Origin of the sequence: Runella aurantiaca, assembly GCF_003339505.1 — a bacterium.
GTDB classification, from domain to species: domain Bacteria; phylum Bacteroidota; class Bacteroidia; order Cytophagales; family Spirosomataceae; genus Runella; species Runella aurantiaca.
This window is the reverse complement of the sequence record NZ_QPIW01000003.1, coordinates 44506-58062: the sequence shown is the minus strand read 5'-3', so window position 1 is coordinate 58062 and position 13557 is coordinate 44506. Positions and strand designations below refer to the sequence as shown.

11 protein-coding genes are annotated in these 13557 nt (G+C 45.7%); 4 read left to right on the top strand and 7 right to left on the bottom strand.

Annotated features, from left to right (window positions below; all coding sequences use genetic code 11):
- The first annotated feature begins 1 nt into the window (after position 1).
- Both DVG78_RS05685 and DVG78_RS05680 read left to right on the top strand, forming a co-directional pair.
- On the top strand, positions 2-796 hold the full coding sequence (locus DVG78_RS05685; protein ID WP_114460103.1) for a GLPGLI family protein: 795 nt from the start codon (positions 2-4) through the stop codon (positions 794-796).
- Positions 797-812: 16 nt separating this feature from the next.
- Positions 813-1907: a hypothetical protein gene (locus tag DVG78_RS05680; RefSeq protein ID WP_114460102.1), complete on the top strand. Its 1095-nt coding sequence runs from the start codon at positions 813-815 to the stop codon at positions 1905-1907.
- A 10-nt stretch (positions 1908-1917) separates the two neighbouring features.
- Here DVG78_RS05680 and DVG78_RS05675 read toward each other — a convergent pair whose 3' ends face one another.
- The 5 genes from DVG78_RS05675 to DVG78_RS05655 all read right to left on the bottom strand — a co-directional run bounded on the left by DVG78_RS05675 (position 1918) and on the right by DVG78_RS05655 (position 7492).
- Complete coding sequence (locus DVG78_RS05675; RefSeq protein WP_229598144.1) at positions 1918-3432, bottom strand: DUF1593 domain-containing protein; 1515 nt, start codon at positions 3430-3432, stop codon at positions 1918-1920.
- A gap of 332 nt (positions 3433-3764) precedes the next feature.
- Positions 3765-4541, bottom strand: coding sequence for a 3-keto-disaccharide hydrolase (locus DVG78_RS05670; RefSeq protein ID WP_114460100.1), 777 nt, complete (start codon positions 4539-4541; stop codon positions 3765-3767).
- Between the two features lie 92 nt (positions 4542-4633).
- Positions 4634-5224: a hypothetical protein gene (locus tag DVG78_RS05665; RefSeq protein WP_147277002.1), complete on the bottom strand. Its 591-nt coding sequence runs from the start codon at positions 5222-5224 to the stop codon at positions 4634-4636.
- A 19-nt stretch (positions 5225-5243) separates the two neighbouring features.
- Positions 5244-5966 carry a glutamine amidotransferase-related protein gene (locus DVG78_RS05660; RefSeq protein WP_229598143.1) on the bottom strand — a complete coding sequence of 241 codons (723 nt, stop codon included), beginning with the start codon at positions 5964-5966 and terminating at the stop codon, positions 5244-5246.
- A 131-nt stretch (positions 5967-6097) separates the two neighbouring features.
- Positions 6098-7492, bottom strand: a complete 1395-nt coding sequence (locus tag DVG78_RS05655; protein ID WP_114460098.1) for an aldehyde dehydrogenase family protein — start codon at positions 7490-7492, stop codon at positions 6098-6100.
- Between the two features lie 415 nt (positions 7493-7907).
- Here DVG78_RS05655 and DVG78_RS05650 point away from each other — a divergent pair, with 415 nt between their 5' ends.
- Entirely contained in the window at positions 7908-10013 is a 2106-nt protein-coding gene (locus tag DVG78_RS05650; RefSeq protein WP_114460097.1) for a S9 family peptidase, read from the top strand.
- 96 nt (positions 10014-10109) lie between these two features.
- Here DVG78_RS05650 and DVG78_RS05645 read toward each other — a convergent pair whose 3' ends face one another.
- Together DVG78_RS05645 and DVG78_RS05640 are read right to left on the bottom strand one after the other, a co-directional pair.
- Positions 10110-10979, bottom strand: coding sequence for an SdiA-regulated domain-containing protein (locus tag DVG78_RS05645; RefSeq protein ID WP_229598141.1), 870 nt, complete (start codon positions 10977-10979; stop codon positions 10110-10112).
- A 207-nt stretch (positions 10980-11186) separates the two neighbouring features.
- The gene (locus tag DVG78_RS05640; RefSeq protein ID WP_114460096.1) at positions 11187-11786 is read right to left on the bottom strand and encodes an FMN-dependent NADH-azoreductase; all 600 of its coding nucleotides are present in this window, start codon (positions 11784-11786) and stop codon (positions 11187-11189) included.
- Between the two features lie 748 nt (positions 11787-12534).
- Between DVG78_RS05640 and DVG78_RS05635 the strand changes: the two genes are divergently transcribed.
- Positions 12535-13470: an ABC transporter ATP-binding protein gene (locus DVG78_RS05635; protein WP_114460095.1), complete on the top strand. Its 936-nt coding sequence runs from the start codon at positions 12535-12537 to the stop codon at positions 13468-13470.
- Positions 13471-13557: the final 87 nt, after the last annotated feature.

The window sequence follows — 13557 nt, the reverse complement described above, 5'->3', positions numbered from 1 at the left end:
AATGAAAAATATAAAACTATCCACTGTTCGCTATCGGCTTCGCCAGTCAGGATTTGCCATTCTGGCGCTCATAAGCCTAGGTTTTTCTATCTCGGCCAAAGCCCAACAAACCGAAGGCATGGTGACTTACGAGTATAAGTATTACTGGACGAAAGTTAACTCGCGCCTCACGTTTTTGAGTAAGGAAGAAAAAGACCGCATGAAATTGACGTGGGGCAATGAAGAAGATGGCCCAGGGACCAAAATGAAGTTGACGTTCAACGATAAGCAGAGCATTTACACGTATTTTAGCGACCAAGGCCAAACCGAAGATGGGCGGTATTCGTGGCGGCAGAGTGATTACCTAATTCATCGTAATTTTGAGCAGGAGAAACTCATTGAAAATCACGAAATGTTAGGCAAAACTTATCTGCTTGAAGATTCGTTGATGACCTACAATTGGCGTATTCAAAATCAAATCAAGGATGTTGCCGGCTACGTTTGTATGAAAGCCGAAACCTTTGACCCCATCAAAAATCATAAAATTACGGCGTGGTTTGCGCAAGATATTCCCGTACCAGCAGGCCCTGAGCGCTATTTTGGTTTACCCGGACTCATTTTAGAACTAGACATAAACGACGGCGATGTGATTGTAGCGGCCCAAAAAGTGGAATTAAAAAACGTGGATAAAGAGTTGGCTCTACCCAAAATGAAGGGTAAAAAAATCAAAAACAACGACTACGACCAGATGCTCAAAAAACACATTTTTGACAGTATAAAAGCCCAACGAAACCCTTATTGGTCAATCAGATACTAACCTCTGACCCAAAAATATGGCTTTTCTCCAACGGTTTGTGATTGTATTGTTTAGTATATTTTGGCTGGCAGCTACGGCCAAACCTCCCAAACGAAACACAAAAATCTCCATCGTTGGAGAACAGTTTTACATCAATGGCAAACCTACTTTTAAGGGGCGCGTCTGGAATGGTCATAAAATAGAAGGCTTGCTGCCCAACTCACGTATGGTGCAGGCCACGTTTGACGACCGCAACCCCACCACCCGCGCGCAGTGGGCATACCCTGACACAAAACAGTGGGACGCCGACCGCAATACCAACGAGTTTTTGGCCGCTATGCCCGTTTGGAAACAACACGGGCTGTTGGCGGTTACGCTCAACCTTCAGGGAGGCAGTCCGCAGGGGTATTCCAAAGACCAACCTTGGCATAATTCAGCGTTTAACGAGGATGGAAGTTGGAATCCCTATTATTGGAATCGGCTCAAAAAAATCCTTGACCGTGCCGACGAACTGGGCATGATTGCCATTGTAGGTTTCTTTTATTTCGGCCAAGATGAACGCCTGAAAGATGAAGCCGCCGTAATCAGAGCAGTAGACAATGCCACCCATTGGCTGTTGGAAGCAGGCTATCAAAATGTATTGATTGAGATTAACAATGAATGCAATATCCGCTACGACCACGCCATTTTGCAACCTGAGCGCGTACACGAACTGATGCAACGAGTGAAGCGCAAAAAGGTGAGAGGACGACGGTTATTGGTCAGTACGAGCTACGGCGGCGGGGCTATTCCGAAAGAAAATGTAGTACGCGAAGCGGATTTTTTACTGCTTCACGGCAATGGCGTCAGCGACCCCGCCAAGATTGTCGATATGGTCAACAAAACGCGCGCTGTTGCGGGTTATCGCCCCATGCCGATTGTGTTCAACGAAGACGACCACTTCAACTTTGATAAACCAATGAACAACTTCGTAGCCGCTACGAGCGCCTATGCCTCATGGGGATTTTTTGATTATCGAATGAAAGATGAAGGTTTCGATGAGGGCTATCAGTCGGTGCCCGTCAATTGGCAAATCAGCTCACCGCGCAAACGGGTTTTTTTTGAGAAGTTGAAAGAAATAACAGGGTTGTAGGGTTAAAAAATTACTTATTTCTGACCATTATAATCATCCGTTGATACCGGGTGAGTGATGGCGTACCGTTATCCGTTGCTTCAAGAATAAGATGAATTGTTTGTCCGCCTACTGCATCATTGGGGATTATAACTTCAGTTTGCGCCGAATTGGGTGTTGAAATCATCACTTTGCCGGGGTACGTTCCCACCTGAAACTGCCACCAGTTAATGGAAACCGCATTCCCATCCGGATCTGAAACGGCGCCGTTCACTCGTATTTTTTCTCCCGCAGAAGCCAATATTGTTAACGGTCCTTCTATTTTTACGGTAGGTTCATGATTGGCATCAGTGTATTTAGGGGTGACAGACCACTTAAGACGGGCTGAAAAATCATGCTGTGCCTGCGGAAAGAAGTTGGGGTAGGGTGCATTTTTTCCCGTTTTATTTAACTGATTGTTTAAGGTGCTTAGTGACATTGCCATTGCGTTGGCACTTGTGTCCTGTGATGTTGATAAAGAAAAGTCCATTCCATTCCCGCTGCCTATCTCACGGCCACCCCAGCCACCGTAGAAACCTCTTTCATAGGCACGCAATCCATTTCCCGTCATATTCATAAAAGTGTGGTTGTCACCTTCTCCCAGCCACGCCCCTTTGGGCTGTACAGGCATCCATACTACATACCCCATTTTCTTCAATTCTTCATTTGTGTAGCCTGCCAAGCCAAAATAGTCCATAATATCTCCTTTTACCATCTGTTTGCCATCTCCCCAAGTGCGGTATAAAGCGCCTAATGGCCCGCGATCCAATACATTTTCTTTCATCCAGGAGGCCGTTAAATACGGAGCATTCTCCGGCTTTGCTCCCAACTGCGCCCCATACGCGTAATTAGGGCCGTCTCTGAATTGTCGGTACTCAATCATGGGCCAATTAGGTTTGATATATGTTGCGTATGTATCATCTTGGTCGCCTGAAGGCAGCAATACTACTTTTCGCGCTATCTTCTTTTTAATGGCTTCCCATTCGGTACTGAATTCATATTGTTCCTGTATGGATTTGAGTGCTCGGGCAATTGTACTCTGCCCTCCCCAAGCTGTAATAAAGAGAGGGCCGGGTTTATCATCCAGTATTAATGATTTGATCAACGCTGAGCCCGGTGAATTTTTAGAAATATCACCGTCAAATTCAATGTTACCAAATCGAATTTTTGACTGAAGTACATTTGGGGCAGGGTAATTGGGGTTATGCACTTTTAAATTGGGATATACTTTTGCATACGCTTCGACAACATCATGAATGAAACGTTCATTTTTAGCCCAACGCCATGACTCACATGGGCACAGATTTAATCCAAAACGGTTGTATTCCCTTCCCGGAACAAACCATTTGGTTCCCTTTCCATCTCCTGACCAATGAAATTGACTGCTGGCATAAATAAGCCCTTCGATATTCAGGTCGCTGCTATAGAGCAGAAACCGAATAAGTGAGTTATTGTCGTCGAGTTCCGGATCAGCCGTGACAATAATGCGCGGTCGTTCCTGTTTCAAAGAAACCTGTGTTCTTGCAGGGTTTGTAAAGAGAAAAACAGTTAACAGTCCTATTATGCAAAGGCGAGTGTTTTTTTGTAAACTGCGTAGATGTAAACTCATTAATTTCAGGGTTTATGTAGTTTTTATCCAATAAATCGTCAAGCGGTGCAAGCAGATGGTGCCGAAAACAGTGTTTCTATTTATAGGGATGTTATGCTTTTGAGATTTAAAGTACTGATAGGCTACAAAGCTCTCTTTTGTAACAAAAATATCTTTAAATCAGAATAGGGCATAACAAACAAAAAGGGGCGAATATTCGTCCCTTTTTGTTTGCCTTGGTAAATCTAGAATTACAGTTTTCTCACCCAGATATTACGGAACTGCGTTTTGTTATTGTGATCCTGAAGGTGAATCACGTCGTCGCCGTGTGCTTCTGGATAATGGTGCAAACCAATGTAAAGCGTTAATCCGTTGATGGTTGTGTTGTTTTGAACAAGTACCCCATTCAAAAATACCGTGATGCGTGCAGGTGCATCAATACGGCCATCTGCTTTGAAGCGAGGCGCGGTATATACTACATCGTAGACGTTCCACTCAAGCGGCCCACGCATGGGGTTCACGAGCGGTGCGTGGTCTTTGTAGATACTTCCCGCCTGTCCGTTGCGGTACGAACGGTTTTGGTATGAATCCAAAATTTGGAGTTCGTAACGATCCTGAAAAAACACCCCACTGTTTCCACGACCTTGACTGGCGCCTTCCACCACATCGGGCGCGCTGAATTCGAGGTGAAGCTGGCAATCACCAAACTTCATTTTGGTTTTGATATCGCCACTTTTAGGAACTACTTCCAAGTAGTCATTATTTACAATTTTCCAAGGAGCTGGACCGCCGTCTTTGGCAGAAACCCACTGCGAAAGATCTTTACCGTTGAAAAGCACGATAGCGTCTGATGGAGGATCTCCCGCATTTTTACCAGGCGTTACGACCCCTACTTCAGGTTCCCAGATTTCGGTCATTTCGGGCTTCATCGGCATAGGCGAAACCGCTGGAGGCGTACCACCAGGGGTTTGGGCAAATCCAGCGGCGGCACAAGCCAGCAAAGAAAGGGTTATGAACGTTTTCTTCATCGTTGTTTTATGATTATTGATAATTTAGTTACTAAAAATACTTCTTATAGTACGAAAGAATCTCAAGCGTGTTTTTTAACGTACCAAAACCATTAATCGCACACAAAGATGCTTAAATAATTGGGAGAGGTCGAGGTAATTTGTTTGAGGTTTAGATTGAAATCCTGCGGAAGAATCTTGTCCAAACGTTTTTGAAGCTGATTAGCCGCCTCTTTTTCAACGAGTTCGTACCTTATCTGACTCCGGTTGATTTTGAGTTCTTTTTTTCGAGAAACCGTCAATGCCGTCATTTTGACGCTATAATCTTTGTAGGCTTGCAGTTCGTCAATGAGTTGCTGGGCGAGCGGTTTGGCCCCTGCTTCGTAAAACAGCTCAATGGTCCAAACAATACGAGGTTTTACTATCTTGCTTACCAACGATGCTTTTTTGACGGGTTTCTTGGCGGCTTCGGGGGCAGGGGCTTTGGGGTTCAGAATGGCGGCTACGCCCGAAACCAATCCCAAGACGAGTGTCAACCCCATAAACATCCGAATAGAGCGCAGCATCTCGGCCCGTGGCTTAGCCCGGCTGCTCTCGCGGCTCAACAGGTAAAACGACAAGATAAAAGCAATGGCACTTAATCCCGAAATGCCATATTTAAGAAACTCCGCTAACTCACTTACCTGAAATTGGGCAATCATCATTTGAATCATTGAAAGGACATCACAAAACAGACTTTACAAACGCCACCATCCACTGCCCCATCAAAGTACTGTGCAAAGGCTGGGTTAAACTTTCGAGTCCTTTGGCCGTTTTTTCGGCTCCTATTCGCTCCACCCGCGAGCGCATGAGGGCCTCTTCGTACAGAAGCGGAAACTCGGGATGCGCCTGCACGCCCAACATCCGCTCTCCTACGCGAAACATGGCTACGGGGCAATCATCTGCCGAGGCTAATATCGTGCTATCAGCTGGCAATTGGTGCACTTGGTCCTGACACATCATCAGCAGATTCAGGCTTTCCTTCGGCGGGTTCATCCAAGGGGTTCTTTCTCCGTCCAACATTTTAAATTCGTGAATTCCTACACACCAACCCACCGCCGATTTTTGCACTTTTCCGCCCAAGGCTTCGGCCAGCATCTGGTGTCCGAAACATACCCCTAAAAAGATTTTTTGTTGGGCATACATCTGACGAAAAAACGCTTTTAAGTCACGAATCCACGGCTCATCGTCATAGACCGAAGATTTAGAGCCCGTACATAGATACACGTCGCATTCATCAACGGACGCTGGAAAATGGCCATTGACAACGTCATAAAATACAAATTCCCATTCGGGAGCCAAAGGCATGAACAACGCGGGAAACATGTCGCGGTAGTCGCCCGCAATGTGCCGAAATTCATCCCGCACATGGTCACATTCTAATAGGCCTATTTTTATTTTTGTCACAGATTATTGATTTATTTATCCTGCTGAAAGCATCTAAAAAGTGGGTTTACACTTACAATAGACCCTTTCAGCAGAACAAAGCAGGCTTTTTTGTTTTTAATATCCGTTTATAATGAGCTTTTCTCAAAAGCTTAATATCCATCCACTCTCAAATGAAACGATTTCGGTCTGGTCAAGGCTTCATAGCCCAACGCTGATAAAGTACAACCACGTCCAGAGTCTTTCACGCCCGTCCAGGCAAGTTCGGGGTCGAGGTAATCGCAGCGGTTCATAAACCACGTTCCGGTTTCAATTTGGTTTCCAATGTGCAACGCAGCATCGGCATCACTCGTCCAAACCGACGCCGTGAGGCCGTAGTCACTGTCGTTCATGAGTCGAATAGCTTCTTCGTCGCTGCTTACTTTCATGATTCCGACGGCTGGCCCAAAGGTCTCTTCGTTCATGATACGCATGGAATGATTGACATTGACCAACAATTGCGGTGCCAAATAGGGCGTTCCGATTTGGTTCAATGGAAAGCCCGACGGGTCAATCAATGCATCTGCTCCCTGACTGACGGCTTCGCGTATTTGACCGCGTACAAACTCCGCCGCTGAGGTACGCACCATTGGCCCAAGATGTACACCCGCTTCCAACGGATTCCCCAAAACATACTGATTAACAAGAGCTACCGCACCCTCCACAAATTCATCATAGACTTTTTCGTGAACATAAATACGCTCAATACCGCAGCAAGATTGTCCTGAATTGAAGAGGGCCCCATCGACCAAGTTTTCCACGGCAAAAGCCAGAGGAGCATCTGCGCGTACGTAGGCGGGGTCTTTTCCGCCCAGTTCCAAACCCGTGGCAATAAAACGCTCCGCGGCCGCCCGCTGCACCGCATGGCCACCCGAAACAGAGCCCGTAAAGGCCACAAAGTCTACGCGAGGATCGGCAATCATTCGGGCCACGTAATCGTGGGTGGTGTGGAGATATTGAAAAACCCCTTCGGGCAAACCAGCCGCTTTAAACGCCGCCGCGTAGCGCTCAGCACAAAGCGGCGTTTGCTGCGCGTGTTTGAGTATCACGGTATTGCCAGCCAATAATGCAGGAATAACCACGTTGACCGATGTTAAATAGGGATAGTTCCACGGAGCCACCACAAACACCGTTCCGAGGGCTTCGCGACGGATAAAACGCTGAAAACCTTCTTTTTCTGAAACGGGCACATCCGACAATGCACCAATGGCGGCTTGTATCATGTAACGGGCGCGTTCCTGAAAGCCACGGCGGATTTCGTTGGGAGTGTACCCAATCGGGCGGCCCATTTGCCATGTGAGCTCTTCACCAATGGCATCGGCATGGGTTAAAAAATAATCTAAGGCCCTTTCGCAAATGGTAATTCGTTCGCGTAGCGGAACGTTTTTCCACATTTTCTGAGCCGCTTTGGCATTCGCCAAAATGCTTTCAATCTGAGTTGCAGTACTATATTCGCGCTCCACATACACGGAGCCATCAACGGGAGAAATGACTTGAAATGTTTTCATTTGTTCGGTAAAAAGTAGGGCCGAAAATTACGGCTAATTTTTAAAATATTTTAGTTTTCAGAAGCACGAAGCCGTTCTTTTAATACTACCACCGCAAGAAAAGATTAGGCTATCCCAAAAATGCCAAGTCTGATGAGCATTTTTAGGAATCTCATCCCACGGCCCTTGAAAAAATCATTCAGTTCCTTGTCAAATGTATAGCTCACTGGCACAAGAAATAGCTATTTGGGTAAGATTGTTACAAAATGTGCCTAGCGATAAAAAGCAAAGGGACGAAAAAGCGACGGCGCTTGTGTGATTACCTCTATGGTATTACGACCAAGCGCAACAGGATAATATTTCAGATAAAGGCCTAAATAAGCTCCTCAATGAGATTGATTTTTAGTAAGTTTGGGTTTCATCAACCCCTCACTTTATGAAACCTACGCTACTAATCTTCACACTCTTACACTGTCTTTTCAGCACTGTATCCCGAGCACAAAACGGTTTTTCAATGGAGGCCGTCAAATCCTATCCTTTTCCCAATGAATTGACCGCCTCAGCCACGGGTTCTCGCATCGCATGGGCATTCAACGAAGAGGGGAAACGGAATATTTACGTGGCGGAAGGGCCCGACTTCAACGCCCGACGGCTCACCAACTATTTACAGGACGATGGTCAGGAACTCAGTAGTGTAGCATTATCAGATGATGGAAAATGGGTGCTCTATGTACGCGGCGGCGACCATGGCTCCAATTGGGGCGATGAACTCCCCGTCAATCCTACCTTTAGTCCTGCCCCTCCCAAAGTGCAAATTTGGGCAGTACCATTTGCCGGTGGCGAGCCCAAGCTCTTGGGCGAAGGCGAAGGCCCTGTTATTTCGCCCAAAAGCGATAAAGTAGCTTTCTCCAAAGGAGGGCAAATATACACCATTCCTATTGATGGCTCGGCGGCGGCAACGATGCTCTTTTCGGCCCGTGGCACAAACGGCACGCCAGTTTGGTCGCCCGATGGCAGTCGATTGGCATTTCAATCCAATCGCGTTGACCACAGTTTTATCGGTGTATATACCGACGCCCAAACTCCTATTGTTTGGATAGACCCACAATACAAACGTGACAACACCCCGCGTTGGTCGCCTGATGGAAAGAAATTGGCCTTTATTCGTACCAATGGACTGGGTGGCAAGCCCGATTCTATCCTCGTAAGGAAGCATATCCCGTGGTCAATCATGATGGCCGATGTAAGTACGGGAGAAGCAAAAGCCCTTTGGACCGCGCCTAAACGATTGAATGGCTCAGTGCCCAACACCCACGGAGGCCCCAATTTGCACTGGGCGGCCAATCGTATCGTTTTTCTTTCTTACCAAGACGGATGGCCGCATTTATATTCGTTAGCGGAGCAGGGCGGTGCGCCGCTGTTGCTTACACCCGGCAATTTTATGTGTGAACATATTCAACTCAGTGCCGATGGGAAAACGCTCGTCTTTGCCGCCAATGCAGGTACTGACGCTTTGGACATTGACCGCCGTCACGTCGTTAAAGTATCCGTAGACCGCGCAGATATGCAGATAATGACGCCTGGAACGGGCCTAGAATGGTTCCCCGTTTTGACGGGCGACGGAAAAACAATGGCCTTTGTCAGTGCTACTGCTCAACGCCCTCCTCTCCCTTCCGTAATGCCTGCCAACGGTGGAGAAATGAAAATCCTGGCTACCGACCGTTTGCCTACAACCTACCCAAGTACGGATTTGGTGACGCCAAAACAAGTGGTCTTCAAAACGCCAGACGGCGTAACGGTTCATTGCCAACTCTTTGAAAAAGCAGGAGGACCCGCCAAAAAGCCCGCCATTGTTTACGTTCACGGCGGACCACCTCGGCAGATGTTATTGGGGTGGAATTATGGTGATTATTACGCCAATGCTTACGCCATGAATCAGTATTTGGCAAGCCTCGGTTACGCAGTTTTATCGGTCAATTACCGTTTGGGGATTGGTTACGGCTACGAGTTTCACAATGCTAAAAATGGCGGTACCAACGGTGCTTCCGAATATATCGACATCAAAGTCGCTGGTGAATGGCTCGCCAAACAACCGCAAATTAATCCCAAACGCATCGGCATATACGGAGGCTCGTACGGCGGATTTCTAACGGCGATGGCCTTGGGACGCGACTCTAAGCTATTTGCGGTAGGCGTCGACATCCACGGCGTACACGACCGCACCATCGAGCGCACCCGCAACATTCTGATGCCCGACCAATACGAACGCGCTCCCGATGCCACCCGCGCCTTGGAGGTAGCCTGGAAATCGTCCCCGATTGCGTATATAAATACGTGGACTTCTCCCGTACTTTTCATCCACGGCGATGATGACCGCAACGTGCGTTTTAGTCAAAGTACCGACTTGGTACGCCGCTTAGAAGAAACAAAAGTACCCATCGAAACAATGGTGATTGTGGATGATACCCACCATTTTATGATGCACGCCAATCAGGTGAAAGTCAACAAAGCCATTGCGGCATTTTTTCAAAAGAAGTTATAAATCTCTTGCTTTTTTAAACAATCAAACCCCCGACGCGGAGAAATGACCTTTCGACGTCGGGGGTTTGATAAATATCTTTTCCAGCACTTATTCCGCTCAATTATCCGCCTCCTTCAATGGATTAAACTTTAGAATATACCCATCTTTACCATCGCCTTCGCTTGATATGTAAAGGGTTCCTTCGGGGGTAAAGCAGATTCCTTCGGGCTGCCGAAATTGTTTGGGGTCAAGGTCAATATTTTTTAGTGGTACCCCTCCCGCCGAGAAAATAACCAACCGATGCCCCGCCGAACTGAGCAAATATAGTTCTCCCGTTTTGGGATGAGAAGCAATGTCAGAGGGTTTAAAATCCTTCCAGTTTTTGCCTTTCAATCCTACTTGGTCAAATTGCTTTGCTTTCAATTCACGCTCTGTAAACACCCTTCGGCTCTTCAGGTCAAAAGAAAAAATGACCTTATCATCATCTTTTGCGGCTTTTTTGGAAGCTTCTTTTACCGCCAACCACAGGCGTTTGGTACCAAAGTCATACGTCAGGCCTTCGACGTCATTTTTTCCGGGCAGGCTAGTTTCAATTTCGCGGGTTTCTTTGTTACCAAGTTTAAAATTAAAAAGGGTTCCGTTGCTTTGCAAGACGTAGATTTCGTCGCCGATTTTCTCAATTCCTTCATAATCGCCGCGGGGTCCGAAACGGTGACTTTCCGTAATTTTTTGTTGTACCAAATCATACACAAACACTTCACCGTCTTCATCTTGCACGCACAAAAGTTGGTTTTCTGCATAAAAAGCCACCCCCGAAATCTCTTTTAGCTCTTTGGGCAAAACGTAGGTTTCAGCAGGCTGAGTCAAGTCATAGACAAACGTGGTCATCGACTTTGCTTCTTCCTTTTTTTCTTCTGCACTTGGGTTGCAGGACAGGATGCCTTTCAATAAAAGCAGGAAAGCAAGCACTCTCGTCACAATATTCATGGTCTATTTTTTTGGTTATCAGATGCAAACTACTAAAAACAAACCATTGACCGTAGTTATTACCCGTTATTCTGCTTACGGTGTTGTAATTAGAAGTTAAAAAGGCGGTACCGAGTTATGACAATCGGCACCGCCATCAAGCAGAAGAAGGTTTATAAGGCTCCTAAAATCAGGTCGCCTGTGTTTTGAGCAAAATGGATTTGAGGATTAAGCAGTGATACTCTCTATTCCTTTTTGCAGCGCAGTGTCCTGCATTCCTGGAACCGCCATACCTTCGGCACGAAAAACCGAAACGTCAGTAATTCCAATAAAAGCCAAGATAGTTCTCAAGTAAGACTCGGTAAAATCGTAGGTTTTCATCGGGCCTTCCGAATAAATACCGCCTGTCGCAATCGCCAAGTACACTTTTTTGTTTTTTAGCAATCCTTCTGGACCTTTTTCGGTAAAGGTAAACGTTTGGCCTTGTCTAACAATATGGTCAATCCACGCCTTTAGGTTGGACGGAATACCGAAGTTGTACATAGGTACTCCTATCACAATAATATCGGCGTCCATTACTTCTTTAATCGCTTGGTCAGAATGGCGAAGTGCCGTATTTTGGGCTTCGGTTCGGTACTCTTCGGGCGTAAAAAAGGAGGTAATGTGCGATTCTTCCAGATGCGGAAACGGATTTAGGGCTAAATTCCGGGTTTGAACCGTACTGCCGGGATAAGCGGCCTGTAATTTGGACACTACAGCATTTGATAATCTGACGCTAAAAGAATTCTCTTTTCCCGGGCTGGAGACAATGTTTAATATTCTTTTCATTTTTTACAGTTTTTCACTTGGTAAAACGATAAGTTAAGAAGTACTAACAAGATGAACAGCGCCAGGGCTAAGGCCCACAATTGTGTGTGTTTTTCATTAGGGTAAAGATTTAGAGTGGTAGAAAGAAATATAAAAAAGGCAATTGATTCCGTAAAAACGCACGATTATGTACAATACAGACCTGATTATGATAAACTCTATCCGTCTATCTATTCGCTAGCTTAGCAAGCTAGATATGGCCCTCAAAAGAAGAATTTATATACAGGCACTGCGGGCATTTTATCGATTAGTGGTGTGACTGTAATTGTTTTATGGCAATTTATTGATTTAATTGACTATTTAGCATATTTATTGCAAAAAAATATCTTATAATAAACCATAATAGCCCAAATTTAATCTAGATAGCACTTTTTAATAAACCAAAAAAACTAATAAGTATATTTTTTAAAGAGATTATTTTTTATACAAACTTTACAAAATTGATTGGGGAACATTTTGGCGCACCGCCTAAAAAATTTGATTCCTACACCTCAATGTCCTCGCCCCCAAACGGTTCTCTCAAAAATGATTAAGCCCTAGAATCAACCGAAAGCGTATTTTCTTTTACCGCTTATCCTTCCAAATCCCCCAACTATCCGCATTCACTTGATAATAGCAGGTGTATGGTCTTAATTTTCGAACTCTTTTAAACAGAGAGGCATTCTTTCATGCTCTTTTACACAGCCTTTTCTTCTTAACTCTTAACTATATGCCCAACATTCTCGAAGTTCACGATGTAGTAAAACAGTACGCTTCGCATCGCGCCCTTGATGGGGTAAGCTTAAATGTTCCCAAAGGCAGTATTTTTGGATTACTTGGTCCAAACGGCGCGGGCAAAACCTCACTTATCCGGATTATCACCCAAATCACTGCCCCCGACGAAGGCTACGTTTTGCTCGATGGCGAACGCTTACGCCCCGAACATATCCAACACATCGGTTATTTGCCCGAAGAACGGGGCTTGTACAAAAAAATGAAGGTGGGCGAGCAGCTTCTCTATCTGGCCCAGCTCAAAGGGTTGTCGGAACGAGAGGCCATGGATAAACTAAAAATCTGGTTTAAGAAATTCGACATCAAAACGTGGTGGACCAAAAGCATCGAAGACCTTTCCAAGGGAATGCAGCAAAAAATTCAGTTTGTGGCCACTGTCATGCACGAACCTAAACTGATTATTTTGGATGAACCATTTTCGGGATTTGACCCGATTAACGCCAACCTTATTAAAGACGAAATTCTCGAACTGCGCGACAAAGGAACAACCATCATTTTCTCTACGCACCGCATGGAGTCGGTAGAAGAGCTTTGTGACCACATTGCGCTGATTCACAAATCGCAGGTGATTTTAAAGGGGAGCAAAAAAGAGGTAAAAGATCAATTCAAGGAGCACAGCTACTCGGTGCGTTATCACGGAACGCTGGAATCACTGCCCGCTGATTTTGAAATTATCTCCCACAAAATCGACGACGAGCAAGTTAACAAAGCAAACATTCGGTTGATAGGCAACGCCTCCGTCAACGCCTTGGTGGGCAACCTCATCAGTCAGGTGGAGTTGGTCTCTTTTCACGAAAACATTCCTTCTTTCAACGATATTTTCATCAAAGCCGTTGGCGGTGAAATACCCGAGGAAATAAGCAGTCTACGGTAGCTCACTACCCCGCACAATCAACGATTTTTATTAATAAGCACTATTCGTTTTTGTGCTTATACTGCCCAAAAAGCACCTAATGATATT